This window comes from Devosia sp. CAU 1758 (assembly GCF_054482695.1).
Window position 1 is genome coordinate 428,395 of the sequence record NZ_JBTLRJ010000002.1, and the last position, 26,230, is coordinate 454,624.

At 62.9% G+C, this 26,230-nt stretch carries 28 protein-coding genes and 1 riboswitch; of the genes, 13 read left to right on the forward strand and 15 right to left on the reverse strand.

Going from position 1 to position 26,230, the window contains the following annotated elements:
- The first annotated feature begins 351 nt into the window (after positions 1-351).
- From ACXYMS_RS08105 to gcvPB, 9 genes are all read left to right on the forward strand, one after another.
- Complete coding sequence (locus ACXYMS_RS08105; protein ID WP_458905289.1) at positions 352-747, forward strand: AtpZ/AtpI family protein; 396 nt, start codon at positions 352-354, stop codon at positions 745-747.
- 18 nt (positions 748-765) lie between these two features.
- A complete protein-coding gene (locus tag ACXYMS_RS08110) occupies positions 766-1,545 on the forward strand; it encodes a F0F1 ATP synthase subunit A (RefSeq protein ID WP_458905291.1) in 780 nt (259 codons plus the stop codon).
- Between the two features lie 59 nt (positions 1,546-1,604).
- Positions 1,605-1,832 carry a F0F1 ATP synthase subunit C gene (locus ACXYMS_RS08115; RefSeq protein WP_254675660.1) on the forward strand — a complete coding sequence of 76 codons (228 nt, stop codon included), beginning with the start codon at positions 1,605-1,607 and terminating at the stop codon, positions 1,830-1,832.
- Positions 1,833-1,930: 98 nt separating this feature from the next.
- A complete protein-coding gene (locus ACXYMS_RS08120) occupies positions 1,931-2,584 on the forward strand; it encodes a F0F1 ATP synthase subunit B (protein WP_458905293.1) in 654 nt (217 codons plus the stop codon).
- 5 nt (positions 2,585-2,589) lie between these two features.
- Positions 2,590-3,078, forward strand: a complete 489-nt coding sequence (locus tag ACXYMS_RS08125; protein ID WP_458905294.1) for a F0F1 ATP synthase subunit B family protein — start codon at positions 2,590-2,592, stop codon at positions 3,076-3,078.
- Positions 3,079-3,343: 265 nt separating this feature from the next.
- Positions 3,344-3,432, forward strand: a riboswitch (glycine riboswitch).
- A 148-nt stretch (positions 3,433-3,580) separates the two neighbouring features.
- On the forward strand, positions 3,581-4,744 hold the full coding sequence (gcvT, locus tag ACXYMS_RS08130) for a glycine cleavage system aminomethyltransferase GcvT (protein ID WP_458905295.1): 1,164 nt from the start codon (positions 3,581-3,583) through the stop codon (positions 4,742-4,744).
- A gap of 7 nt (positions 4,745-4,751) precedes the next feature.
- The gene (gene gcvH, locus ACXYMS_RS08135; RefSeq protein ID WP_458905297.1) at positions 4,752-5,117 is read left to right on the forward strand and encodes a glycine cleavage system protein GcvH; all 366 of its coding nucleotides are present in this window, start codon (positions 4,752-4,754) and stop codon (positions 5,115-5,117) included.
- Positions 5,118-5,119: 2 nt separating this feature from the next.
- On the forward strand, positions 5,120-6,463 hold the full coding sequence (gene gcvPA, locus ACXYMS_RS08140) for an aminomethyl-transferring glycine dehydrogenase subunit GcvPA (RefSeq protein WP_458905298.1): 1,344 nt from the start codon (positions 5,120-5,122) through the stop codon (positions 6,461-6,463).
- Positions 6,460-8,004: an aminomethyl-transferring glycine dehydrogenase subunit GcvPB gene (gene gcvPB / locus ACXYMS_RS08145; protein ID WP_458905300.1), complete on the forward strand. Its 1,545-nt coding sequence runs from the start codon at positions 6,460-6,462 to the stop codon at positions 8,002-8,004. The genes gcvPA and gcvPB overlap by 4 nt, the downstream gene beginning before the upstream one ends.
- A gap of 124 nt (positions 8,005-8,128) precedes the next feature.
- Here the strand turns inward: gcvPB and ACXYMS_RS08150 are convergent, their stop codons facing one another.
- From ACXYMS_RS08150 to ACXYMS_RS08160, 3 genes are all read right to left on the reverse strand, one after another.
- Positions 8,129-8,713 carry a hypothetical protein gene (locus ACXYMS_RS08150; protein ID WP_458905301.1) on the reverse strand — a complete coding sequence of 195 codons (585 nt, stop codon included), beginning with the start codon at positions 8,711-8,713 and terminating at the stop codon, positions 8,129-8,131.
- A 21-nt stretch (positions 8,714-8,734) separates the two neighbouring features.
- On the reverse strand, positions 8,735-9,256 hold the full coding sequence (locus ACXYMS_RS08155) for a redoxin family protein (protein ID WP_458905303.1): 522 nt from the start codon (positions 9,254-9,256) through the stop codon (positions 8,735-8,737).
- Between the two features lie 67 nt (positions 9,257-9,323).
- Entirely contained in the window at positions 9,324-10,160 is an 837-nt protein-coding gene (locus tag ACXYMS_RS08160; RefSeq protein ID WP_458905305.1) for a protein-disulfide reductase DsbD domain-containing protein, read from the reverse strand.
- Between the two features lie 87 nt (positions 10,161-10,247).
- Between ACXYMS_RS08160 and ACXYMS_RS08165 the strand changes: the two genes are divergently transcribed.
- On the forward strand, positions 10,248-10,853 hold the full coding sequence (locus ACXYMS_RS08165; RefSeq protein ID WP_458905937.1) for a YqgE/AlgH family protein: 606 nt from the start codon (positions 10,248-10,250) through the stop codon (positions 10,851-10,853).
- 167 nt (positions 10,854-11,020) lie between these two features.
- Here ACXYMS_RS08165 and ACXYMS_RS08170 read toward each other — a convergent pair whose 3' ends face one another.
- From ACXYMS_RS08170 to coxB, 11 genes are all read right to left on the reverse strand, one after another.
- On the reverse strand, positions 11,021-13,900 hold the full coding sequence (locus ACXYMS_RS08170) for an EAL domain-containing protein (RefSeq protein WP_458905307.1): 2,880 nt from the start codon (positions 13,898-13,900) through the stop codon (positions 11,021-11,023).
- Positions 13,901-14,081: 181 nt separating this feature from the next.
- A complete protein-coding gene (locus tag ACXYMS_RS08175; protein ID WP_458905309.1) occupies positions 14,082-14,666 on the reverse strand; it encodes a GNAT family N-acetyltransferase in 585 nt (194 codons plus the stop codon).
- 37 nt (positions 14,667-14,703) lie between these two features.
- Entirely contained in the window at positions 14,704-15,966 is a 1,263-nt protein-coding gene (locus ACXYMS_RS08180; RefSeq protein WP_458905311.1) for a M16 family metallopeptidase, read from the reverse strand.
- A gap of 51 nt (positions 15,967-16,017) precedes the next feature.
- Positions 16,018-17,409: a threonine synthase gene (gene thrC / locus ACXYMS_RS08185; RefSeq protein ID WP_458905312.1), complete on the reverse strand. Its 1,392-nt coding sequence runs from the start codon at positions 17,407-17,409 to the stop codon at positions 16,018-16,020.
- A gap of 68 nt (positions 17,410-17,477) precedes the next feature.
- The gene (locus ACXYMS_RS08190; protein ID WP_458905314.1) at positions 17,478-18,263 is read right to left on the reverse strand and encodes an SURF1 family protein; all 786 of its coding nucleotides are present in this window, start codon (positions 18,261-18,263) and stop codon (positions 17,478-17,480) included.
- A 62-nt stretch (positions 18,264-18,325) separates the two neighbouring features.
- Complete coding sequence (locus ACXYMS_RS08195) at positions 18,326-19,162, reverse strand: cytochrome c oxidase subunit 3 (protein WP_458905316.1); 837 nt, start codon at positions 19,160-19,162, stop codon at positions 18,326-18,328.
- A gap of 2 nt (positions 19,163-19,164) precedes the next feature.
- Complete coding sequence (locus ACXYMS_RS08200) at positions 19,165-19,731, reverse strand: cytochrome c oxidase assembly protein (RefSeq protein ID WP_458905318.1); 567 nt, start codon at positions 19,729-19,731, stop codon at positions 19,165-19,167.
- Positions 19,731-19,916: a hypothetical protein gene (locus ACXYMS_RS08205; protein ID WP_458905320.1), complete on the reverse strand. Its 186-nt coding sequence runs from the start codon at positions 19,914-19,916 to the stop codon at positions 19,731-19,733. The genes ACXYMS_RS08200 and ACXYMS_RS08205 overlap by 1 nt, the downstream gene beginning before the upstream one ends.
- A gap of 2 nt (positions 19,917-19,918) precedes the next feature.
- The gene (locus tag ACXYMS_RS08210; protein WP_458905322.1) at positions 19,919-20,848 is read right to left on the reverse strand and encodes a heme o synthase; all 930 of its coding nucleotides are present in this window, start codon (positions 20,846-20,848) and stop codon (positions 19,919-19,921) included.
- Between the two features lie 67 nt (positions 20,849-20,915).
- Positions 20,916-22,610 (reverse strand): cytochrome c oxidase subunit I, encoded by a 1,695-nt coding sequence (gene ctaD / locus ACXYMS_RS08215; RefSeq protein ID WP_458905324.1) that lies wholly within the window; start codon positions 22,608-22,610, stop codon positions 20,916-20,918.
- A gap of 23 nt (positions 22,611-22,633) precedes the next feature.
- Positions 22,634-23,548 (reverse strand): cytochrome c oxidase subunit II, encoded by a 915-nt coding sequence (gene coxB / locus ACXYMS_RS08220; protein ID WP_458905326.1) that lies wholly within the window; start codon positions 23,546-23,548, stop codon positions 22,634-22,636.
- A 328-nt stretch (positions 23,549-23,876) separates the two neighbouring features.
- Here coxB and ACXYMS_RS08225 point away from each other — a divergent pair, with 328 nt between their 5' ends.
- Both ACXYMS_RS08225 and ACXYMS_RS08230 read left to right on the forward strand, forming a co-directional pair.
- Entirely contained in the window at positions 23,877-24,377 is a 501-nt protein-coding gene (locus tag ACXYMS_RS08225) for an invasion associated locus B family protein (RefSeq protein WP_458905939.1), read from the forward strand.
- Between the two features lie 17 nt (positions 24,378-24,394).
- Entirely contained in the window at positions 24,395-24,643 is a 249-nt protein-coding gene (locus tag ACXYMS_RS08230; protein WP_458905328.1) for a PilZ domain-containing protein, read from the forward strand.
- A gap of 256 nt (positions 24,644-24,899) precedes the next feature.
- Here ACXYMS_RS08230 and ACXYMS_RS08235 read toward each other — a convergent pair whose 3' ends face one another.
- Positions 24,900-25,163, reverse strand: coding sequence for a hypothetical protein (locus tag ACXYMS_RS08235; protein WP_458905329.1), 264 nt, complete (start codon positions 25,161-25,163; stop codon positions 24,900-24,902).
- Between the two features lie 149 nt (positions 25,164-25,312).
- On the opposite strand from ACXYMS_RS08235, the gene ACXYMS_RS08240 reads away from it, so the two are divergent.
- Complete coding sequence (locus tag ACXYMS_RS08240; protein ID WP_458905330.1) at positions 25,313-26,200, forward strand: LysR family transcriptional regulator; 888 nt, start codon at positions 25,313-25,315, stop codon at positions 26,198-26,200.
- The last annotated feature ends 30 nt before the right edge of the window (positions 26,201-26,230 follow it).

The window sequence follows — 26,230 nt, forward strand, 5'->3', positions numbered from 1 at the left end:
CAGGGGCCAAAGAACACCATGCTGCCCTCGGGCCTGACCCGAGGGCCTCCTTCCATAAACTCCGTCAACGTGCAGATGGCTAACAGTCCTCGGGTCAGGCCCGAGGACGGTTCCGAGGTTGGTGCGACATCTGCATTGACCCCAGAATCCCCCTCCCCTACTCCGACTCCGCTGTCGCGGGGATGTGGACAGCATGCCGCACCCCCATCGCGGAGCGGATTTTCGTTTTATAACAATGCCTTACGCAGCGCCCGCCCGCCTTGACACCAAATAGGGCCACCACTATGTTGCGCGCGACTTAAAAGGGCGCCCCGGATAACGGGAAAACGGCCGGCCACAAGGGAGCAGCGGATGACCAGTTCGCCAGACGACCAGGGCCAGCCAAATAGCGCTCGGGGGGTGACGCACGATCTTGCATCGCGTATTGCCTCTGCCAAGCGGGAGCGCGAACGGGAGGACAACAGATCCAACCGAGATGCTTCCCCGGAGATGAGCGGCCTGGCGCGCGGTTTGCGCATCGGCACCGAGTTCATCGCCGCGGTCCTGGTGGGCGCCGGTATCGGCTATCTCATCGACCTTGGACTGGGAACCAGCCCCTGGGGCTTGCTCATCTTGTTTTTGATGGGCTTTGCCGCTGGAATCCTGAACGTCATCCGAGTGGTGGCGGAAATGAATGCCGCCTCGCCTGCCCCGCCGGGTTCCGATCTTGGACCTGACGCGGAGGATGAAGAGCGGAATGAGAACTGATGACGCTTAGAGGGCTCCATGGCCGGTACTGACCCGATCCACCAGTTTGTCATCACTGACATCTTCGAGCTGTTCACCCTTGGCGGTGATGGCGCCGAAGGGTCGGGCACCACCTTTGCCTTTACCAACTCGGCCCTGTTCATGGTGCTGACGGTGGCGACAATCACCGCCTTCCTGCTGATCTCGACGGCAGGCAAGAAGCTGGTTCCGACCCGTGGCCAGCTCAGCGCCGAACTGCTCTACGAGTTCGTGGCGGGAATGGTGCGAAGTTCTGCCGGAACCGCCGGCATGAAGTTCTTCCCGCTGGTGTTCTGTCTCTTCACCTTCATTCTCTTTGCCAACATGTTCGGCATGGTGCCCTATTTCTTCACGGTCACCAGCCACATCATCGTCACCTTCGCCCTGTCGATGCTGGTGTTCCTGACTGTCATCGTCTATGGCTTCGTCAAGAACGGGCCGAAGTTCCTCAAGCTCTTCGTCCCCGCCGGCATTCCGCTGCCGATCCTCTTCATTGTGACGCCGATCGAGATCATTTCCTTCCTCTCGCGTCCCATCAGCCTCTCGGTCCGACTGTTCGGCAATATCCTTGCCGGTCACATCACCCTCAAGGTCTTTACCGGCTTTGCGGTCATGATGATTGCGGCCCTTGGCGCCTTCGGCTGGGCTGCCGCTATCCTGCCCATGCTGATGGCAATCGCCCTGACCGGCCTCGAGTTTCTCGTCGGTGCAGTCCAGGCCTATGTCTTCGCGGTCCTGACCTGCATGTATCTCAACGACGCGATCCACCCGTCCCACTAACCACCCCTTCCCGGCGGATGGCCCGCCGGAACCAAATAGTCGCTTGAAAGGACATTAAAATGGAAGCTGAAGCCGCAAAGTTCATCGGTGCCGGTATCGCAACCTTCGGTATGGCTGGCGCCGCCATTGGCGTGGCCAACATCTTCGGTAACTTCCTCTCGGGTGCCCTGCGCAACCCGTCGGCTGCTCCGAGCCAGTTCGGTAACCTGATTTTCGGCTTCGCCGTGACCGAAGCACTGGGCATCTTCTCGTTCCTGGTTGCCCTGATCCTGCTGTTCGTCGCCTAAGACGAACCTGCATAGAATTGCCGCAGCCGGACCCAGGTTCGGCTGCGCCCTTCTCCGGCCGTCGGCCGGTTGACCGGATTTAACGGGACCTCGACCAGATGGTAACGCAAGCCTACGCCCAAGAAGCGGAAACGCCGATCGAGGAGAACCTCGACCAGGCAATCGACGCCACCCATGGCGAACCCATTCCTGGCGCAACGGGTCATGATGATCCGACTGCTGACACGCATGCCACGACCGAAGCCCATGGCGACGAAGGCCATTCGGACGTGTTTCCGCCCTTCGACCCGGCAACCTTCCCCAGCCAGCTCCTGTGGCTCGCCATTACCTTTGGCGCGCTCTACATCCTGATGAGCAAGCTGGCCCTGCCCCGCATCGGGGGGATCCTCGAAAACCGCAAGACCTTGATCGACACTGATCTCGCGGCTGCCGATGCGGATCGCCAGAAGACCGACGCAGCCATTGCTGCCTATGAGAAGGCCCTGGCGGAAGCCCGCGGCAAGGCTCAGGGCATTGCCAACCAGACCCGCGAGACCATCAAGGCGGACCTGGCCGCCAAGCGCTTGGCTGCCGAGGCCGATCTCAGCGCCAAGGTCAGTGCTGCGGAAGCCCGCATCGCCCAGGCCAAGGGCGAGGCTCTCACTCATGTCGACGAGATTGCTGCCGAAACGGCCCAGGCCGTTGTCAGCCAGCTTGTCGGAGACGTTCCTGCCGACAGCGTGCGCGCTGCCGTCGCCAAGGTTAAGGGGTAAAAGCCATGCCATATTGGTTGGATAACAGCTTCTTTGCCATGCTGGCCCTGGTCATCTTCCTGGGCCTGATGGTGTATTTTGGCGTGCCGAAAATCATCGCCAAGATGCTCGACAGCAAGATCAAGCAGATCGAGACCGACATTGCCGAGGCCAAGCGCCTGCGCAATGAAGCCGCCGCTCTGCTCGTCGAGTACGAGCAGAAGCGCGTGGCTGCCGAAAAGGAAGCCGAGAGCATTGTCGCCGCTGCCAAGGAAGAGGCGGAGCGCCTGACCGTGGAAGCCCAGGCGTCGCTGGCCGACCTGGTGGCCCGCCGCACCAAGGCCGTGGAGGACAAGATTGCCCAGGCCGAGTCCCAGGCCGTGGCCGAAGTGCGTGCCCGTTCCGCCGACATTGCCATCGAGGCCGCCCGCGTTGTGCTGGCCGACCAGATGAGCAAGCAAGGCGGCAAGGTCGTCGATGCCGCCATCGCCGATGTCAGCAGCAAGTTGAACTAGGACCGATCGCATCTCACCAGAATTGAAGGCGGGCAGCGATGCCCGCCTTTTTTGTTGGACATGGCCTTTGCAGAGTGGCACCCCCTCTCCCCTTGTGTGAGAGGGACAGCAATTCCGCGTTCAACTGAACAGGGTGAGCGGTTCTCTCCGCGCGCTCCGAGCTATGTCTGGGCCTGAGCCCCTCATCCGCCCTTCGGGCACCTTCTCCCTCAAGGGGAGAAGGGAGAAAGCCCGATTGACGCCCCGTGGAATCTCCACCATGGTGCCGGTGACTGCGGGAGAGACTGGCCACGCGCCAGCGCCGAAGGAGCAACCGCCCCGGAAACTCTCAGGCCAATGGACCGCAGTCGGGTCAAACACTCTGGAAAGCAGGCCGGCAACGGCCTCTCCGAAGGAGCAACCGGCGCTCAGCCGGGAAATCTCTCAGGGCAAGGACAGAGGGGGCACGCAGACCGCTAACCAGCGGAGCCTTGTCGTGCCGCCTCTGAACCCGTGAGACCCTATGGCCCAAGCCAGTTCCGAAGTCCTCAAGCAGACCCCGCTCCATGAGCGCCATGTGATCGCCGGTGGCCGCATGGTGCCGTTCGGCGGCTATGACCTGCCGGTGCAATACCCCACCGGGATCATGGCCGAGCACAAATGGACGCGCGAGCAGGCGGGCTTGTTCGATGTCAGCCACATGGGCCCGAGCTTTCTCATGCTCTCCAATCCCAGTGGCGATGCCGAGGCCGACCATGCCGCCATCGCCGCCGTGATCGAGCCGCTGATCTGCGGCGACATTGCCGGATTGAAGCCCGGCCAGATCCGCTACACGCTGTTGCTCAACGAGAGCGGTGGCGCCATTGACGACCTGATGGTTGCCCGCTCACCACTGATGGCCGGTGGGCTCTATATCGTGGTCAATGCCGGGACCAAGGACGATGACTTCGCCCTGATCGAGGCGGCGGCGGGCGAGAGGGCCAGGCTGATCCGCGCCGATGGCGACTATGCGCTCCTCGCCCTGCAGGGCCCCGAGGCGGTCAATGTCATGGCTTCGCAAATCCCCGAGGCAGCCGATCTGGGGTTCATGAATTACGGCGCCTTCAACTGGGGCAAGGACACGGTTTTCGTCGCCCGCTCCGGCTATACCGGCGAAGACGGGTTCGAAATCCTGGTCAACCGGCACGAGGCCGTGGCGCTCTGGGATGCCCTGCTCGCCGACACCCGCGTCAAGCCGATTGGCCTGGGCGCCCGCGACAGCCTGCGCCTTGAGGCCGGGTTGCCGCTCTATGGCCATGACCTAGATGAGACCACTTCCCCCATCGAGGCGGATCTGGGCTTCGCTGTGTCCAAGCGTCGCCGCGAGGCTGCCGACTTTCCCGGGGCCAGCCGCATTCTCGCCGAGCGCGACGGTCAGGTCCGCCGAAAGCGGGTCGGCCTCATCGTCGAGGGGGCTCCGGCGCGCGAGGGCGCCGAAATCCTGGACGCTCATGGCACGGCCATTGGCGTGGTCACCAGCGGCGGCTTTGCGCCCTCGCTGGGCAAGGCCATTGCCCTGGGCTTCGTGCCGCCTGACCATGCCGCCATCGGCACGAAATTGCAGGTCTCGGTGCGCGGCCGCGCCCAGCCGGCCGAGATCGTGCACACTCCTTTCGTCCCCCACCGCTATTTCCGCAAGTCAGCCTGAGGCCCCCATGACCACCAAATACACACCCGACCACGAATATATCCGCGTCGAAGGCACGACCGGCACGGTCGGCATCACCAATTATGCCCAGGAACAACTGGGCGATATCGTCTTTGTCGAGCTGCCCGCCGTCGGCAAGGCGCTCAAAAAGGGCGACGAAGCCGCGGTGGTGGAATCGGTCAAGGCCGCCTCGGAAATCTATGCGCCGATGGCCGGCACAGTGACCGAGGTCAACGAGGCGCTGACGGACGAGCCGGGCCTCATCAACAGCGACCCGACCGCAGGCGGCTGGATCTACAAGATTGCCCTTAGCGACGCTGGCGAAATCGACACCCTGCTCGATGATGCGGCCTATGCGGATTTGACGAAGTAAACATGCGCTACCTCCCCCATTCCGACCATGAGCGCGCCGAAATGCTTGGCGTCATCGGCGCTGCCGATATCGACGCGCTGTTCAGCGCCGTGCCGACAGCGGCGCTGAAATCGTTCAAGCTCGACCTGCCCGACCATAGCCCCGAATTCATGGTCGAGGCGCATATGCGGGCGCTTTCCAACAAGAACCACGCGGCCGGCGATGGCCCGTTCTTCGTGGGCGCCGGCGCCTATCGCCACCATGTTCCCGCCACGGTCGACCACCTGATCCAGCGCTCGGAATGGCTCACCGCCTATACGCCGTACCAGCCGGAAATCTCGCAGGGCACGCTACAGATGCTGTTCGAGTTCCAGACCCAGGTGGCCAAGATCACCGGGATGGATGTGGCTAATGCCTCGCTCTATGACGGCTCGACCGGCACGGCCGAGGCGGTGCTGATGGCGCGCCGCCTGACGCGACGAAACAAGATCGTCCTTTCGGGTGGACTGCATCCCCATTACCGCGACGTGGTGAAAGCCTATCTCAAGGATGACGCGGACCTGATTTGTCTCTCCCCCTCGCCGGAGGGGCAAGGCGATATTCTCGACCATATCGATGGCGAGACCGCTGCCATCGTCATTCAGACGCCGGACTTCTACGGCCATCTGCGCGACCTCAAAGGCGCCGCTGACGCGGCCCATGCCGAGGGCGCGCTGCTGATCGTGGTGATCACCGAAGTGGTGTCGCTGGGCCTCCTCGAAGCGCCTGGCGCGCTGGGGGCCGACATTGTCGTGGCCGAAGGCCAGTCGATCGGCAATGCGCTTAATTTCGGTGGGCCCTATCTGGGGCTCATGGCCACCCGCAAGGAATTCATCCGCCAGATGCCGGGGCGGCTCTGCGGGGAAACCGTCGATGCCGATGGCAATCGTGGCTTCGTGCTGACGCTGTCCACGCGCGAGCAGCATATCCGCCGCGAGAAGGCGACGAGCAATATCTGCACCAATTCAGGTCTCTGCGCGCTCGCCTTCTCGATCCATATGGGCCTGCTTGGCGAAGCCGGGTTCACCCGCCTTGCCCGCCTCAACCATGCCAATGCGATCAAGCTCGCCGATGCGCTTGAGAGCGTTCATGGCGTCGAGGTGCTCAACCAGACTTTCTTCAACGAGATGACCATTCGCGTCACCCAGCCCGCCGCCGGTCTGGTCGAACGTCTGGCCCGACGCGGCATTCTGGCGGGCGTTCCCGCCAGCCGATTGCTCCCCGGCGATCCGGGGGTCGACACGCTCATTATTCTCGCCGCAACTGAACTCACCAGTGATGGCGACATTGCCGCCCTTTGCGCCGCACTGACGGAGGAATTGGCATGAGCATGAATACGCAAGGCCGCCCGACCGGCGTGGGCACTGCTGGCACCTCGGCATCCGGCTCCGCATTGCTGCCGGACGAACCGCTGCTGTTCGAAATCGGCGACACTGAACATTCGGGCGTCGACCTGCCCGAGGTGAAGCTGACGACTGATCGCCTCGGCGGCTTCGGCCGCAAGAGCAGGCTGGATCTCGCCGGTCTCACTGAACCGGAAGCCATGCGCCACTATGTGCGGCTGTCGCGCCTCAACCACTCGATTGACAGCGGCATGTATCCGCTGGGTTCGTGCACGATGAAGCACAATCCGCGCCTCAACGAGAAGATGGCGCGGCTGCCGGGCTTTGCCGATATCCACCCGCTGCAACCGGTTTCGACCGTGCAGGGCGCGCTGGAATTGATGAACCAGCTGTCCTATTGGCTGATGACCCTCACCAACACGGCGGCCGTGGCGCTGTCACCCAAGGCGGGCGCGCATGGCGAACTGCTGGGCATGATGGCGATCAAGGCGGCGCAGGACGCGGCTGGCCAGAGCCACCGCAAGATCGTCCTGGTGCCCGAAAGCGCCCATGGCACCAATCCGGCAACGGCGGCGTTTCTCGGCTATTCCGTCAAGCCGATCCCGGCCCGCGATGACGGGACGGTGGATGTGCAGGCGGTCAAGGATGCGCTGTCGCCCGAAGTCGCGGCCATCATGCTAACCAATCCCAATACCTGTGGCCTGTTCGAGCCGCAGGTGATCGAGATCGCACAGGCCGTACATGATGCCGGAGCGTTCTTCTACTGCGATGGCGCCAATTTCAACGCCATCATGGGCGTGGTGCGTCCGGGAGATCTGGGCATCGACGCCATGCATATCAACCTGCACAAAACCTTTTCGACGCCGCATGGCGGCGGCGGGCCGGGTGCGGGTCCGGTGGTGCTCTCCGCAGCCTTGGCGCCCTTTGCGCCGGTGCCCTTCGTGCGCAAGGGGGACAAGGGCCTGGAGCTTGTTGAGCATGTCGAGGGCGAGGCCCTGGGGCGCGTCACCGCCTTCCACGGCCAGATGGGCATGTATGTCCGCGCATTGACCTATATGCTCAGCCATGGCGCCGATGGACTCGCCCAGGCGGCAGAGGATGCCGTGCTCAACGCCAATTACGTCAAGGCACGCTTGCAGCACCTGTTCTCGGTGCCCTTCCCCGACTATCCGACCATGCATGAGGCGCTGTTCGATGACAGCTTCCTCAAGGGCACGGCTGTTTCGACGCTCGACTTTGCCAAGGCGCTGATCGACGAGGGCTTCCACCCCATGACCATGTATTTCCCGCTGGTCGTGCATGGCGCCATGCTGATCGAGCCCACGGAAAGCGAGAGCAAGCAGACGTTAGACCGCTTCTGCGATGTGATGGCGGAACTGGCGAATGACGCGATTTCCGGCAATTCTGCCCGCTTCACCAGCGCGCCGATGAAGGCTCCGCGGCGCCGTCTCGACGAAACCCGCGCGGCGCGCCAACCGATCCTCAAGTGGGAAAAGCCGGCAGACCTGCCCAAGGTGGCGGAATAAGCAAAGGCCCGGAGCATGCTCCGGGCCTTTTCATTTAGGTACTACCCCGCCATTCGAGCCTAGCTCTCAAGGCCTGCTCCCCTCAAATCCCTCCACCGGAGGGATTTGCCCTTCGGGACGGGTCTCAGCCCCTGGTGTCGAAACCGACCCAGATGGTGATGCTCTCACCGCCCAGATAGGGGATGGTGACGTTCTCGACCACCTTGACGAATTCAGTAGCCTGGGCCGGCGGGGTCACGGCCACGGCCAGCGTGTATTTTTCCGAAAATATCGCCTGGCCATCGCGCTCCACGGCAAAGCGAATCGGGGCGTTGACACTGGTCTGGCTGCCGGCGGGGCCGAGCAGGATGCGGCCGGTGACGCCCATATTGACGGTGATCTGACCATTCGAGACCACGCAATTGCGCGAGGTCTCGTCGATCACACCCTGATATTGCAGCGCCTTGGGATCGCCGACGCGACCATTGCCATAGTAAAACATAGCCTCGCCGCCCAACCGCACCTTGATGGGTGGGCATTCGGTGGCGATCACCGGCAGGGCGCTGGTCTGGGCCTGGGCAACGGCCTGCGGGGTGGCGGTAGCGTTCTGCAGATTGGCATTGGCACTGGTGCCGCCACCGAACATGGAGCCCATGGAACAGCCGGCCATGAGCACAGCGAGCCCGCCAAGGGCAGAGAAGCGAAGGGTGGACGTCAGGGTCAAGGTCATGATGTGATTGGCTCCTGGCGACTAGGCAACGGCTTCGAGAGCCATGAGGATGGCAGGCGCGCCGCTGGCGGTGACGCCGGGCGCATCTTCGACGAAAACCGCATCGACCACGCCGTTGCGGATGATCATGGCCGCGCGGGCGAAACGGGTACCCATTCCGGCGCCGGACATGTCCTTGGACATGCCCATGGCCGAGGCCAGCGCGCCATTGCCATCGGCCAGGAAGGCGATGTCGTCGAGCGCGTTGGTCGCCTCGGCCCAGGCTTTCATCACGTGGTGGTCATTGGTCGCTGCGCAGACGATGCGGTCGATGCCGGCCGCGCGCAGCTTTGCGGCATTGGCCACGAAGCCCGGCAGGTGATTGACATGGCAGGTGGGGGTGAAGGCGCCAGGCACCGAGAACAGCACGATTGTCCCCTGCCCCAGTGCTGCGTCGCTGGTGGTGTCCTCGACACCATCCGCAGTCACCAGCTTGATCCCGACTGAGGGGACCGGATTGCCGCGTTCGATCATTGGTGGAAATAGCCCCATTCTCGGCGGCATGGCCGCCCTACTCCAAAACTCAAGACCATGCGATATGCGGCTTTCCCCAAAGGCACAAGGCCGAGGCCTACTGGCCCAGCGCATCCGCATTTGCATCGGTGCCGGATTCTATTGTCCGGCCGACCTTGTAGGCACCCATCGTCGTCATGAAGGACAGATCGACACGCATGCCCTCAAGAACATTATTGTCGTTTTTGCCGATGATGGGAAGCAGCACTAGATCCTGTTGCGGGCTTTTTTGCGGCGCGCCGAATATTGGAGCGCCCGGACCGCCCGCCGCGATCAGGCTTTCGGAATCGACCACGGCGCCGTCGATCTCGACCGCAATTTCCGTCCCGTCAGCGAGAAGGTGAACCGCGCCGACAGGTTCCGGCCCGGTATCCCAGGGGATGGGCACCTCGGCGAGCGCCTGCCGGATGCGCAATTCATTGGCCGCGTCGGATGTGCCGTCCACAGCCGGCAGGACCAGCCGCGCCTGGGCCGGCACGCAGATGTCCGAACAGATGCCCAGTGTCGCCTCCATGTCCACCAATCCGGCGTGGTCCGTCACTGATAGCTCCATGGGGAGAACCGTGCGGCCAAAATAGACATAGTCGAGATAGCCCCCGCTCTCGTGCCGGATGGGATAGGGCCAATGCAGGTTATGCCCGGCAATGCCGCGGGAGGCGGAAAAATCGAGCTGGGTGGGGAGGCCGGTTTCGCCCGGCACAAGCCAATAGGTCTTGGTGTCGTCGGGCATGTCGATTTCGAGCGCGAACAGGGCTTTGCCCGCAGCGTCCACCTGGCCGGCGCTGATCAAGCGAATGGAAACGCCGGGCGCGACTTCCTGCCATGCCGTCTCGCCCGCAATTGCGGGAAGGACGGGGGCGAAAAGGCATAGGGCGCAGGCGAGAAGATAACGCATGGACTGGGATTAGCGCAGCAAATGATGAACGACCAGATAGCACCGCTTCAGGCCTTCGTGATAGTGTCGGGTCCTGCCAAGCTTGGCATGGCGGCTGCTGGCCCCTACAATCGGGCCATGAACAGTCTTGAAGGTCAATTCCTGGTCGCCATGCCCGACATGGACGATGAACGCTTCGCTGGAAGCGTGATCCTGATCGTCGGTCACGGCGAAGAGGGCGCGATGGGGCTTGTCGTCAATCACGAACTGGCCAATCTGCGCTTTGCCGATATCCTGGACGAGCTTGACCTCGGCGATCCCGACGCCGTCATCCGTCTGCCCGACAGTATTCGCGACCGCGCCGTGATGCGGGGCGGGCCGGTGGAAAAAAGCCGCGGCTTCGTGCTGCACTCTGGCGATTACCACAGCGGCAATACCTACAAGGTCACCGAAGATATCGGGCTGACCGCGACGCTGGACGTGCTCAAAGCCATGGCTTTTGGTCCTGCGCCGAGGGCGGCGCTGTTTGCGCTGGGCTGTTGCGGCTGGTCGCCCGGCCAGCTTGAGGACGAGATCAGCGCCAATGGCTGGCTGACGGTTCCGTTCAGCCACGAATTGCTGTTCGAGGTGCCAGTGGACCGGCGTTACGATCAGGCCCTGGCCAGCCTGAATATCACGAGGGCAAGTCTCAGCACCGATGTCGGGCACGGCTGATCGGACCGCCATTCGAGCGTAGCTCTCATGGCCTTCTCGCCTCAGATCGCTCCACCGGAGCGACCTGCAAGGGGACGGCTGATCGGACCGCCATTCGAGCGTAGCTCTCATGGCCTTCTCGCCTCAGATCGCTCCACCGGAGCGACCTGCAAGGGGACGGCTCGAAGCTACTTGCCCATCTGCGCGGCGAGCTTCTTGCCCAGGTCGGCGCCCACCATGGCTGCGCCAAAGGCGAAGCCCTGGGCGTAGCGACAGTTGAGCTGGCGCACGCGCTCGATCTCGTCGAGAGATTCCACGCCCTCGGCCACCACCATCAGGTCAAGATCATTGGCGAGCGCCACGATGGCGCGAATGATTGGCGCCTGGGTATGGGCAATGCCGGTTTCAGTGCCAAGCCGCACGAAGGGCGCCGGGATCTTGATGGTGTCGAAGGGAAAGCGGTGCAGATAGCTCAGGGACGAGTGGCCGGTACCGAAATCGTCCAGCGCCAGTCCCAGACCCATATTGCGCAGGGCCTCGAGCATATAGGCGGAGTGCTCGGGATTGGTCATCACCTGGCTTTCGGTGATCTCGAGCTTGAGGTGACCCGCCAGGTCCGCGTCCTTAGACACCAGATTGCGCATGTCCGTGAGCAGGGTTTCCGAAGCCAGCTGGCTGGGCGAGAGATTGACCGAGATGAAGAATCCGTCGGGCAGGCCAATGGTGGTCATCCAATCCCTGGCCTGGGCTGCCGCCTGCTCAAAGGCAAGACGTCCAAGCTTTTCGATCTGCCCCGAACGCTCGGCCAGGGGCACGAACTCGTCCGGCGTCACCATGCCTCGGGTAGGATGGGTCCAGCGCATCAACGCCTCGGCGCCGGCAATCTGGCCCGATTGGAGGTCCATCACCGGCTGGAACTGCACATGCAGCTCGCCCTGCTTGAGGCCGCGTTCGAGATCTTCCTCGCTGGCCTTGTTGTAAGACGAAATCGAGCGGGCGGAGGCCCTATAGGCCTCAATGCGGTCGCCGCCCAGGCGCTTGGCATAATACATGGCCAGTTCCGCATCGCGCAGCACGTCAGTGGCCGTCGAGGGGTTGCTGTCATAGATGGTGACGCCGATCGAGGCGGTCAGCACCAGGTCGCGATCCCCGAAATTGAACGGCGCCTTGAGCGCCTTGCGGATCTGCTCGGCGGTTTCGGCGATCTTTGCGGCCGCCTGCTCGGATGAGAGGATTACGGCGAACTGGTCGCCGGCGATCCGCGCCACGGTATCGAGCGGGCGCATGATGCGCGAGACGCGCCGGGAAATGGCAAGCAGCACCGAGTCCGCCGCGGAATGTCCGATGCGCTCTTCAAGCTCCATGAAGCGGTCGACATCTATTAGGAACACTGCCGGCTTGGTGCCGCCGGGGGTGCGGGCGCGCACCAGCGCGCGCTCCAGCCGGTCGAGGAAAAGCTGGCGATTGGGCAGGCCTGTAAGGCTGTCATGGACCGCGTCGTGCAGCAGGCGCTCGCGCGATGCGCGATCTTCGGTCACGTCCTGCAAGGTGCCGACGATGCGGTTGACCTGACCATCGCCGCCAAGCACCGGCTTTACCCGCATGCGGAAGGTGCGGAAATTGCCGTCATGGCCGGAGACCCGCATATCGGCAGAGACCTTGCCGCGACGCAGTTCGACCAGCGTATCGAAGGCGGTGCGGAAACGGTCGCGATCGTCGGGGTGGACGCGATCGAGCCAGCGCTTGATTGCGCCGCGCAGGGCGCCGCGTTTCTCGCCCAGGCGCGTTGCCAATTCGTCGCTGACGGTGACGCGGTCGCGCTCGATATTCCAGTCAAAAACGAAATCGCCCGAGCCGGTCAGCGCCAGGGCCCGGCGCTCGACTTCGCTCAAGGTGCCGATGGAGACCTGCCCCTCGGAAAAGGCGTGTTGTACTGCTGTGAAGCCGAGCAGCATGACGATGAGAACGAGGCCCCCGCCCACGGCTGGCTGGGCCACATCATTGGTCACCTGCCCCGAGATCACCAGCCAGGAGTAGAACAGCCAGGCGATAAAGATGATCCAGGTCGGGACCAGCAGCACCGCGCGGTCGTAGCCGCGCAGGGCCAGCAGCAGGATGAGGAAGAAGCCCGAGACCCCAAGCAGGGCCAGCACCAGCCGCGCAATGGTGGCGGCGATGGCGGGCTGGAAGAAGGCAAAGGCGAAGAGCGCCAGGAACAGAGCGGCAAGGCCCAGCGCGAGGTGGATAAAGCGCAGGTGCCAGCGATGGAGATTGAGATAGATGAACAGGAACCCGGCAAGCGTGGTCGCGATGCCGGCCTCGGCGGCGGCGCGCCAGGGTTGCATGCCGCTGGCCGAGAGTCCCAGGATGCGGCCCAGAAGTCCGAAATCGATCAGCAGGTAGGCCAACACCGCCCAGGCGAAAGCAGCCGTTGCCGGAAACACGCCGCGGCCCTTGACCACGAACATGATGGAAAGGAACACCGCCGCCAGCGAGGCCACGCCCAGCACCACGCCGCGGAACAGAGTGAAGGAATTGACATAGTCCCGGTAGGCACTCGGCTCCCACAGGTAGAACTCGGCCAGGTCATCATTGGCCAGTTCGGCAATCACCGTCATGGTGGCACCGGGGTCGAGCGTCACCTCGAAGACGTCGGCCTCCGGATCGCTCAGCCGGACCGGGCGAATGCCGGCGCTGGGGGTGACGGCATTGATGCGGTTTTCGCCCAGGTCGGGCTGGAACACGCCCGAGCCGGGCAACCGGAAGAAAGGGGCGACCAGCAGGCGCTGAATCTGCTGGTCGCTGTCATTGCGCAGCGCGATCAGCGCAAAATAGGGATTGGTGTCGGTATCGCTGGCCAAGACCTCGATGCGCCGGATGATGCCATCGGCGTCGGGCGCGGTGGAGAGCTGCACGCGGCCGTTCTGGCCGGGCACGACTTCGACCACATCGGAGAGATTAACGGCATTGACGTCTTCGGGAACCGAAATGACTTCAAAGCTCTGCGCAGGCGCAAGGCCGGACAGCGCGAACGCAAGACAGATCGCGAGTGCAAACAAGTGACGCATCGGGGGCAGTTATATCCTGCGCTAGGCTTCATTATGGCGGCAGTCCCGGGAACATGCACGAGCCCGAACAAGCCATTGTCTTCTTGATCCTCCAGCGGAGCGCTAACTTGGTACGGGAGATTAACGCTTGCGACAAGCGCTCTAGGCTGTTGCAGCCAGGCAACACACAGGCAATTGCTTTTCAGGCAACCCAGTGCCGGGGGCTGAGGCGCGCTAGTGACCAACGTTCCTCGGTCAGACCCATGAGGACATGGTCTTCCCAGCGGCCGTTGATCTGAAGATAGCGCTCGGCAAAGCCTTCTTCGACAAAGCCGTTCTTTTCGAGCACCCGACGCGAGGCCATGTTGATGGGCAGAAAAGCGGCATGGACCCGGTGCAGGTCCAGGGTCTCGAAGATGAACGGCAGGGTCACTCCGACCGCTTCGGTCATGATGCCCCTGCCAGCATGAATCTCCCCCATCCAATAGCCCAGATTGACGAATTGGGCGGCGCGGCGGCGGATATTGGACAGGGTGATGCCACCAACCAGCTCCGCGTGGCGTCCTTCGCCGGTAAAGATGAAGAAGGTGTAGTCGGTCCCCTCCTCCGCCTCCTGGCGGGCACGCCGCACGCGCATGGCATAGACCCTGCGGGTCAGGTCCAGCTCGGTCCAGCGCGGTTCGAAGGGGCGCAGGAAATCCTTGCTGGCGCGTCGGAGGCTGTACCACGCGTCGTAATCACGCATCTGCGGCAGGCGCAGCATCACGCGTTGCCCGCGCAGGGTCACCAATGGCGCCGGCGAGGACCAGGGCCAGAACATAGGGTCAGCGCAGAAGCGTCTCGCCGATGCTTTCGACATCGGCAAGGCGGCTGATGGGACCGATGCCGGCCAGGGTCGGCGTGCCGGAGGTGAAAATCTGCTCAGCCACATCGCGCACGCGCTGGGCGGTGATGCGGTTGATGCGCTCCACCGTTTCGGCCATGGGGATGGGGCGGCCCCAGAGGATCTGCTGGCGGGCCAACTGGCCGGCGCGCGCCGAAGGGCTTTCGAGCGACATCAGCAGCCCGGCGCGGATCTGGTTGCGGACCCGCACCACTTCCTCGTCGGTGATGCTCTCGGTGGCCCGGCGCAACTCATCAAGGATGACCGGCACCAGTTCGCCCACTTCTTCCTCGCCAGTCGCCGCAGCAACACCGAAGACGCCGCTATCGGCAAAGGCCCAGTGGAAGGAATAGACCGAGTAGCAGAGACCGCGCTTTTCGCGGATTTCCTGGAACAGGCGCGAACTCATGCCGCCACCGAGGATCGATGCCAGCACCTGGGCGGCATAGAAGCCATCGGAATTATAGGCGCGGCCTTCAAAGCCGAGCACGATATGGGCCTGTTCGTGATCCGAAATCAGCCGCTCCTGGCCGCCTCGGTATTCGGCGCGCTGCGGATCGGGCGCGCCATTGGGAGCGAGGTCGCCATAGCGCTCACGCGCCACGGCCACGAGGTCGTCGTGATCGACACGGCCGGCAGCGGCCATCACCATATGGTCGCCCACATAATTGCGGCGCATATATTTGCGCACGGTCTCGGGCGTGAACGCCCGCACCGAATCCACGGTGCCCAGAATGGTGCGGCCGATCGGCTGGGTGGGATAGGCCGCTTCCTGGAACAGATCGAAGACATGGTCGTCGGGATTGTCGCGCGCCGCGCCAATCTCCTGCACGATCACCTGCTTTTCGCGCGCCAGTTCATCCTCTTCGAATGTCGAATTCTGCAGGATGTCGGCCAGGATATCGGCAGCCAGAGCCACATCGTCCTTGAGTACGCGGGCGAAATAGCCGGTATGCTCGATGGAGGTCGCGGCATTGAGATCACCGCCGACGTTCTCGACGGCCTCGGCAATCGCTAGCGCCGTACGGGACTTGGTGCCCTTGAAGGCCATGTGTTCGAGTAGGTGCGAAACGCCGTGCTCGGCCTTGCGCTCGGAGCGGGCTCCAGCCTTGACCCAGACACCCAGGGAGGCGCTTTCAAGATGCGGCATGTCGTCGGTGAGAACCACCATGCCGTTTTCCAGGGTTGTCGATCGTACGCTCACACTGGTCCTCCTGAACCGGCGGCCGAAACGACCGCGGTTCTTCCGTGTCGTTCAGGCGCGGCTGCGAGCCGCGATGAAGTCTTCAATCAGGCGCTGGTCATTGGCCAGCACCGTGACCCGTTCGGGTCGTTCGTAGAGATCGCCCAGCCAGGCCGGCAGGGCCGGCTCGATGCCCGAGGCCTCGGCCACGGCAGCAGGAAACTTGGCGGGATGGGCGGTTGCCAGCGTGACCATCGGCGTCGATGAAGCCGGCAGGCTGCGCGCCACGCCGACGCCAACCGCTGTATGCGGGTCGAGCAGGTAGGCAGAGGCCTTCCGGGTATCGGCAATAACGGCCTTGGTGGCTGCCTCGTCGGTCGTGCCGGCTGCAAAGTCGCGGCGGATGGCGGCAATGGACTTTTCCGGCAGCTCGAAGCCGCGCGACTGCTTGAGGCCGGCCATCATGCGGTTGACCGCATCGGCATCGCGGCCGGCGCTTTCGAACAGCAGGCGCTCGAAATTGGAGGAAATCTGGATATCCATGGACGGGCTGATGGTGGGGGCGACGCCCATCATCTCATAGCGGCCAGTGTCCAGCGTGCGGCGCAGGATGTCATTGGCATTAGTGGCAATCACCAGCTTGTCGATGGGCAGACCCATCGCCTTGGCGCAATAGCCGGCAAAGACGTCGCCGAAATTTCCGGTCGGCACGGTGACGCTGACCTTGCGATGCGGGGCGCCCAGCGACACAGCCGCCGTGAAATAATAGACGATCTGCGCGACGATGCGGCCCCAGTTGATGGAGTTGACGCCCGAGAGGCGCACCCGGTCGCGGAAGGCATGATTGTTGAACATGGCCTTCACCGCGTCCTGGCAATCATCAAAGGTGCCTTCAAGCGCGATGTTGTGGACATTGTCGTCCAACACGGTCGTCATCTGCCGGCGCTGCACTTCGGAGGTGCGGCCTTTTGGGTGCAGGATGAAGATGTCGGTGGTGTCACGGCCCTTAAAGGCCTCGATGGCGGCCGAACCGGTATCGCCCGAAGTGGCCCCGACAATGGTGGCCTTGAGGCCTCGTTCGGCGAGGATATGGTCCATGATGCGGCTGAGGAACTGCATCGCCACGTCCTTGAACGCCAGGGTCGGGCCATGGAACAGTTCAAGCACGAAATGGCCCGGCTCCAGCTCGACCAGCGGCGTCACCGAGGGGTGGCGGAAGGTTGCATAGGCCGCGTCGAGCATGGCCTTGAGTTTTGCGGCGGGAATTTCATCGCCGGTAAAGCGCGAAATGATCGCATAGGCGACATCGGCGTAGGGCTTGCCGGCAAAGGACGCGATTTCCTCGGCGCTGACCTGGGGCCAGGACGCCGGGACATAGAGACCACCATCGGCGGCCAGACCGGCCAGAACTGCATCGGAGAAGCCGAGCGCGGGCGCTTGGCCGCGCGTGGAAACAAACTGCATTCGGGGGAAGAGCCCTTTTAGAATTGTTGCAACCTAGTCAAAGCGGGCGTTGGCCGCAAGGTTTGCGCCTAAGGCGCGCCAGGCTGTTCGCGCCGCGACTGGCGCCAGAGCCAGAAGCCGAGCATGACTATGGCGACAATCGAGAAGCCGTACCAGGTCAGCGCATAGCCGAAGTGGTTGTTGGTGAAGCTGACCACGGTCTCGCCGCCCTGGGGCAGGTCGCCTTCGCCAGTGGCCAGGAGATCGACAAAGAAAGGTGCGATGGGGGCTAGCGCCGGATCCACCATGGCGGCGAGCCGCTCGGGGTCGCGCACCCATTCGATGCGGTCCGACATATTGGCTTCGGGAATCATGAAGCCCGACTTCTCGCCCGGCCGGAAGAGGCCCGTGATCGTTACGCTGCCCGGATCGTCACCATGCAGGTCGCCCAGCGCCGCCTGCTCCTGCATTTCCTGCGGCACGAAGCCGCGATTGACGAAGACGGTGCCGCCTTCATCGAGCACGAATGGCGTCACCACCCAATAGCCCGGTCCGGAGAAGCGACCTCGGGCATTGGCGAGGCTGGTGAACACGGTGACGGTCTGGGTGTAGCGATAGGCGCCGGTCAGGGTGACGGGCTGGAAATTCCAGGCATCGAGGTCAAGGCCGGGCCAATCGGCCGCCGCGGGCGCGGCGACCGGGTCGGCGGTCAGCCGGGTCTCGACGGCTGCGACCAGCGCCTCCTTGTCCCCCAACCGGGCCATCTGCCAATTGCCGAGGAAGACGCAGGTCACGGCAAGTACCAGCATGAGCGCGGCGAACAGCCAATCGCTCCAGCGCAGGCCGGTTCGGCGCGGGACCTCTGCCTTGGTCATCATCCGTCTCCAAAGAAAAAGGGCGCAGCCTTGCCGCGCCCCCTGTTCGAAGTCAGCCGGGCCTAGTGGCTCAGCGCCACGCCCCAGCTGCCCCAGACATAAATCGAGGCAAACAGGAACAGCCATACCACGTCGACGAAGTGCCAGTACCAGGCGGCAAATTCGAAGCCGAGGTGACGCTCGGGCGTAAAGTGGCCCAGATAGGCGCGCCAAAGGCAGACGGCCAGGAAAATGGTGCCGATCAGCACGTGGAAGCCGTGCAAGCCCGTCGCCATGAAGAAGGTGGCGCCGTAGAGATTGCCGCCGAAGCCGAAACCGGCTTCCATATATTCGATGGCCTGCACGCAGGTGAACACGGCCCCCAGCAGAACCGTCAGCCACAGACCATATTTCAGGCCCTGGCGGTCACCTTCGAGCAGCGCATGGTGCGCCCAGGTCACGGTCGTTCCCGATGTCAACAGCAGTAGCGTATTGAACAGCGGCAGGTGGAACGGGTCGAACAGTTCGATGCCGGTGGGCGGCCAATGCCCGCCGGTGAAGGCAACGCGGGCATATTGCTCGATGTCATCGACGCGGAAGAAGCCATCGAAATAGGCCCAGAAGAAGCCGAAGAAGACCATCACCTCCGAAGCGATGAACAGCATCATGCCGTAGCGATGGTGCATCTGCACAACCGGGGTGTGACTAACACCGTCATTGGCTTCCTTCACCACGTCGGCCCACCAGGCGTAGAAGCTATAGAGCACCCCAATCAGGCCCATGAAGAACACCCAAGGGGTCCAGTCCTGCATCCAGGCGACGGCACCGATCATCATGACCAGCACCGCGACTGACATCACGAAGGGCCAGGGACTGGGCTCCACCATGTGATAGTCGTGGTTCTTTTCAATGGCGGACATGTTCAGCTTCCCTCACTGTCTGAAGCGTAGAAGGTATAAGAGAGCGTAATCTCTTTGATGGTGTTGAGCTCGTGGTTCTCGTCGATATCGGGATCGACGAAAAAGACGATGGGCATATCCACCGTTTCACCGGGCTGCAGCGTCTGCTCGGTAAAGCAGAAGCATTCGATCTTGTTGAAATAGATGCCGGCCTTTTCGGGCACGACATTGAAGACCGCCTGACCCGTGACCGGCTTGTCGGAATGGTTGGTCGCCACATAATTGACCGTATCGACGCGCCCGATCTGGTCGGTGATCGAGGCGGCGGGCGTCACGGTCCAATCGAGGGCGCGGTCGACATTGACGTCGAAGCGCACCTTCATTTCCCGGGCGATGACGCCCTTGGGATTGTCCGAGGCAACCTGGGTGGTGCCACCAAAGCCGGTGACCTGGCAGAACAGCTGATAAAGCGGTACCGAGGCGAAGGCGAGGCCGACCATGCCGACGGCAATGCCGGCCAGCATCAGGCCGACCCGCTGATTGTGGCGGCCGGGGCCCGAACCCTCATATGGTGCGCTGGCGTCTGCCATTACATGGCCCGATCAAACAATGCCGGGCCCATCTTGATGAGGGTCAGCAGGTAGAAAGTGAGGGCAAAGAGCGCCAGGGCCACAGCCAGGGCAATCGAGCGGCGGCGGCGCTGCTTGCGGAACGCGGCTTCCTGCTCCTTGGTCATGCCATTGGGGGCCAACTTGGCGCCGGTTTCGGTAGCCATGTTCAGATCACTCCCATGCGCAAGGCGATATTGTCGGTGAGCAGTGCCAGGAACAGCACGAAGAGATAGCTCAGCGAAAAGGTGAAGAGCGAACGGGCCATGCGACGCATTTCGGTGCCGGCGGGCGCGCGCAGCAGGCGGAAAGCGAACCAGACGAAGCTCAGGCCGGTGATGGCAGCCACGGCGCCATAGATCCAGCCCGAAAAGCCCAGCCAGACCGGCAGCAGGCTCGATGCGGCCAGGATCACCGAATAGGCGAATATCTGCCACTTGGTGGATTTCTCGCCAGCGACATTGGGCATCATGGGAATGCCGGCGGCGCCGTAGTCACCCTGCTTGTAGAGCGCCAGGGCCCAGAAATGCGGCGGGGTCCAAAGGAAGATGATGAGGAAGAGCGCAAAGCTCTCCCAGCTCAGCGTGCCGGTGATAGCGGCCCAGCCAACCATTGGGGGGAACGCGCCGGCGGCACCGCCGATGACGATGTTCTGTGGCGTCGCGCGCTTGAGCCACATCGTGTAGACGACGGCGTAAAAGAAGATGGTGAAGGCGAGGAACGCGCCCGCGACCCAATTGGTGGCGAGGCCCAGCAGCGTCACCGAGAAGACCGAAAGGATCAGACCGAAGGCCAGGGCTTCGCCGGGGCTCATGCGGCCGGCCGGGATGGGACGGTTCTGCGTGCGGCTCATGATGGCGTCGATATCGGCGTCATACCACATATTGAGCGCGCCCGAGGCCCCTGCTCCGATGGCGATGCAGGCAATGGCAATCAGGCCGATGAAGGGATTGACGCCACCCGGCGCCACCAGCATGCCGACCAGGGCGGTGAAGACGACCAGCGACATGACGCGGGGCTTGAGCAGGGCGAGGTAATCCTCGACCCGCGCACCGCCGGCATAGGCGGAGACTTCCCTGCTGTCGTCAACTAGAGCCACTGGTCATTCCTTTTTGGGGTGTGGATCGCACCGGGGCGCGATCCACCAATCTTGTCGTCCGGCCTGCTTAGTGGGCGTCGCGGGACTCGATCTTGGGCAGGGTCGAGAACTGGTGGAACGGCGGCGGCGAGGAAAGGGTCCATTCCAGCGTCGTCGCGCCGTCACCCCAGGGATTGTCGCCCGCCGGGCGCTTCTTACGGCTGGCTTCCCAGGTGGCGTAGAAGAAGATGATCATGGCCACGAAGGTGATGTAATAGCCGACCGAGGAGACGCGGTTCCACAAAGCGAAGGCATCGGGATAGTCAATGTAGCGGCGCGGCATGCCGGCCAGGCCCAGGAAGTGCTGCGGGAAGAAGATCAGGTTCACGCCGACGAACATGACCCAGAAGTGCAGCTTGCCCAGGAACTCGTTGTACATGTAGCCGAACATCTTGGGGTACCAGTAGTACCAGCCGGCAAAGATCGAGAACACGGCACCGAGCGAAAGCACATAGTGGAAATGTGCCACCACATAATAGGTGTCGTGGAGAGCCCGGTCCGCGCCGGCATTGGCCAGCACCACGCCGGTCACACCGCCTACGGTGAACAGGAAGATGAAGCCGATGGCCCAGAGCATGGGCGTGCGGAAGGTGATGGAGCCGCCCCACATCGTGGCGATCCAGGAGAAGATCTTGACGCCCGTAGGCACCGCGATGACCATGGTGGCAGCCACAAAATAGCGCTGCACGTCGAGGCTGAGGCCGGTGGTGTACATGTGGTGCGCCCACACGACGAAACCGACAAAGCCGATCGCCACCATGGCATAGGCCATGGCCATGTAGCCGAACACGGGCTTGCGGCTGAACGTCGCCACGATATGGCTGACAATGCCGAAGCCGGGCAGGATCATGATGTACACTTCGGGGTGGCCGAAGAACCAGAACAGGTGCTGGTAGAGCACCGGATCGCCGCCGCCTTCGGGAGAGAAGAAGGTGGTGCCGAAATTGCGGTCGGTCAGCATCATGGTGATGGCGCCGGCCAGCACAGGCAGGGCCAGCAGCAGCAGGAAAGCGGTAACCAGTACGGACCAGGCAAAGAGCGGCATCTTGTGCAGCGTCATGCCCGGAGCGCGCATGTTGAGGATGGTGGTGATCAGGTTGATCGCACCCAGAATCGAGCTGACACCGGCGACGTGGAGCGAGAAGATCACAAAATCGGTGGCCGGGCCCGGATGACCCGTGGTCGAGAGCGGCGGATAGGCCGTCCAGCCGCCGCCGAATCCGAGGGCACCCGAGGGACCCTCGAAGAACATGGAGAGGATGGTCAGCAGCAGCGCCGGGGGCAACAGCCAGAAGGCGACATTGTTGATGCGCGGGAAGGCCGTGTCGGGCGCACCCACCATCAGCGGCGCGAAGTAGTTGGCAAAACCACCCATGGTCGCGGGCATGACGGTGAAGAACACCATGATCAGCGCGTGGGCGGAAACAAAGACGTTGAACATGTGCTTGCCGGCATCGATGGCGCTATCGCCTTCAAGACCGTAGGACATGGCCGCCAGACCGTGGAAAATCTGGATGCCGGGCTCCTGCAGTTCGAGGCGCATGGCGCCCGAGAGCAGGCCGCCGATCACACCGGCAAAGATGGAGAACACCAGGTACATGATCCCGATGTCTTTGTGATTGGTGGAATAGACCCAGCGCCGCCAGCCCGTGGGGGTGTGGTGATCGTGGCTGGCGTGGTCGTGCCCGGTGGCATGGGCTTCGAGGTTTGCAGTGTTTGCCATTTGGTTTTCCTCTGACCCTTTTCTTACAGCGCCGGCAGCACGGCAGCGGCCGTGGCGTAGTCGCGGCTTTCTTCAAAAGCCCCCATGAAGGCCTCGAACTCCTCGGCCGTCACGACGCGCACGGCGATGGGCATGAAGGCATGGTCCTTGCCGCACAGTTCCGAGCATTGACCATAGTAGAGACCGGTTTCGCGGGCGTTGAACCAGGTTTCGTTCAAGCGCCCGGGCACGGCGTCGATCTTGATGCCGAAGGAGGGCACCGCAAAAGCATGGATCACGCCGGTCGGGCTGGCGGTAATCTGCATGCGCACGGTGGTGTCGACGGGCACGACCAGCTCGTTGTTGACGGCCAGCAGGCGCGGCTGGCCGGGCTTCAACTCGGCAATCTCGGCTTCGGAGAGAATATTGGAGTCAAAGGCCACGCCCTGGTCCACATATTCGTAGTTCCAATACCACTGCTCGCCCGAAGCCTTGACGGTCAGCGTTGCGGCCGGAACGTCGACTTCGGCGGAGAACAGGTTGGCGCCCAGATATTTGCGCTCTCCATCTGGCACCGTCAGCTGGTCGGACAACACGCCGAAAGAGGGAATGGCAATGACCGCAAGGATCAGGACCGGCACCACCGTCCAGATCACCTCAACCAGCGTGTTGTGGGTGAAGCGCGCCGGAACCGGGTTGGCCTTGGCGTTGAAACGCACCATGATGATGATCAGAAGCGCCAGCACCAGCAGCACAATCAGCGAGATCGTCCACATCAGGATGCCGTCATGGAAGACCACGATGGAATCCATGATCGGGGTCACCGATTCCTGCAGGTGGTACTGACCCGGCGCAGGATGGCCGCGACCGACGTCCTGGGCTGCTGCCATTGTCGGCACCAGTGCCAGCGCGGTCGCCGTAGCGACACCCATTTTCCTAAAGAACTGCCCGGTCACCATATACCCCCTATCGACATGTTCTGGCGGCGTGCACCGAAGCAGGAAGGGCTAGATAGCGGCATAGCGAACGCCGCCCCGACTCAACTTCGGAGCGCAAAACTCGTGGTTGACCTAAACCACATTGCTTTGCCTGAGTCTATTGCGGCCTTGGGCTGCGGCGCTGCGGCAAATTGGTGCCTAACCGGGCGTTCGCCGCCTCACCAGTGCCGCAGTTTACCCTGAAAACCGGCCGGAATTCAGGGCTTTGGTTGACAGGTGCGGGCACGTATCGGAAACAGACCGAACTCATGCGCAAAGCGCCGATTCGGCAGGAGCAGTGATAGAAGTGATGGTCTGGGCAAAGCGGCTTGGTGTGCTTGGTGCGATCGGAATGTGCCTCTTGGCAGCGCCCGCCATGGCGCAGGGCACGGTGCGCGCCGAATATGGCGATTGGCAGATGAGCTGCGACACGCCGCCCGGCGCCAGCTTCGAGCAATGCGCCATCATCCAGAATGTGCTGGCCGAGGATCAACCCAATGTGGGCCTTTCGGTGATCGTGCTGCGCACTGCCGACCGCGAGGCGCGCCTGCTGCGGGTGCTGGCGCCGCTTGGCGTCCTGCTGCCCAACGGGCTGGGCCTCAATGTCGATGGGACCGATCTGGGCCGGGTGGCCTTCGTGCGCTGCCTGCCCAATGGCTGCATTGCGGAGGTGGAATTGGACGAGGACATCATAAAGGTACTCTCCGAGGGCACCGATGCCATCTTCGTGGTGTTCAAGACGCCGGAGGAAGGCGTGGGCATCCCGGTTTCCCTCAACGGCTTTGCCGAAGGCTTTGCCGCCCTGCCCTGAGACCGGCGGAGACATCAATGACGAATGAAGACAGCCGCGAAACCCAGCGCCGCCGCACCCTCAAGGGCGGCAAGATCGTGGTCAATGACGGGTTCTCGACATTCGACTGCACCATCCGCAACCTATCCGAGAAAGGCGCGAAGCTGGTGGTGAGCAGTTCGCTGGCTATTCCGCAGCGCTTTGGGCTGGCCCTGGATGATGGTAGGCGTTTCGAGTGCGAGCTGGCCTGGCGCACGGAAACCGAGATCGGCGTGCGTTTCCTCTGACGCCGAAAAAAAACCGGGCACATGCGCTGCATGGCCCGGCAAGTCGTCAGGAAACGGGACCGGCGGCAAAACCGGCCCGGGAGATGGGACGCCCACATGCAACATGTTCGTCCCAACAGGGGCGGTGCATGAGCGGCAAAAGTTGGAGGCTTTTGCGATGCGATCACGCAACCAAACAGGATAAGGTCCATCCATACCGACAGTGCCGGACTGGATCATTGCCCCGGCGGCCGCCACGACCGGCCGCGCTTTTCTTTCAACCGCGGGCGTTGCGCGCCCTGGCGGCGTTCAGAACCATGCTCGCCGTCCGGCCATTGCGCGCGCGCATGGCCTCGACAACATCCTGAGCCGAAATTCCGAGGTCGCGCAGCCGGGCCTGATCAAGCTCAAGCAGGCTGACCAGAGCGGTGCGACGGGTGCGAGCGGCAAGTGCCTGGGCGAACCAGGCGATGAGGGCACGAATGGGGTTAACGTGCGAGCCAGCCGCGACCGACCGCTCGCCAGGTAGCGAGAGAGCCATCTTCAAGTCTCCAGGGTCAAGGAAAGCCACCGGAGGGAGCCGGTGGGGTTCGACACTTCGTTGTATCGATGATCCATGAATAGCGCACTGGACTTCCATTCGTCTAACAAATAGATTTCATCCCAACGATCAATTTGGGTGATGTAGACATGGCAGCCCCCCTCGACCTCGATCAGTTGCAGAGCTTTTGCGCCATTGCCGATTGCGGCAGCTTTACCGAAGCGGCGCGACGGGTGAACAAGACCCAGTCCGCAGTGTCGATGCAGATCAAGCGGCTGGAAGAGCGGCTCGGGCATTCGCTGCTGACGCGGGACGGGCGCAGTGTCAGCCTCACCCATCATGGCGAGCTGCTCTATGAGCGGGCGCGCAAGATGCTGCGCACCAATGCAGAAATCCTCGATCACTTCAACGACGGGGACCTTGCCGGCTCGATCCGCTTCGGCGTGCCGGACGACTATGCAGTGCGCCTGCTGCCGGTGATCCTCTCCAGCTTCCAGCGCACCCATCCCAAGATCGCCGTGGACGTGGCCTGCATGGCCTCGGAGCAATTGCTCGAGGGCATGAAGGCGGGGCGCTACGATCTCATCGTCTTTACCCAGGGCACCGACCACAATTTCGGCGAGCTGTTCCGCACCGAGAAGATGTTCTGGGTGTCGAGCCATGGCGGCAGGGCGCTGGCCAGCGAGCCGCTCGCCATTGCCTGCGGTCCCAATTGCTGCATCTGGCGCAAGGACGCCATGGAGCAGCTTGATCGCTCTGGGCTCGACTATCGCGTTGCCTATACCTCGTCCAATGCCACGGCGATCTCCTCAGCCGTGCTGTCAGACCTGGCGGTGGGCTTCCTGCCGGAAAGCGCGCTGCAACCGGGCATGCGCGTCATCGGCGAGGAGTATGGCCTGCCGCGCCTTGCCGAAGCCCAGATCGCCCTGATGCGGTCGAGCCACGCTTATGGCGGCATCTATGACGCGCTAGCCAACCATATCGTGCAGTCCATGGGCAATCTGGAGCAGCCGGTGCAGGCGGCAGCGGCAGAGTAGATCGCATGGCGGCTTGACCCCCACTCGGCT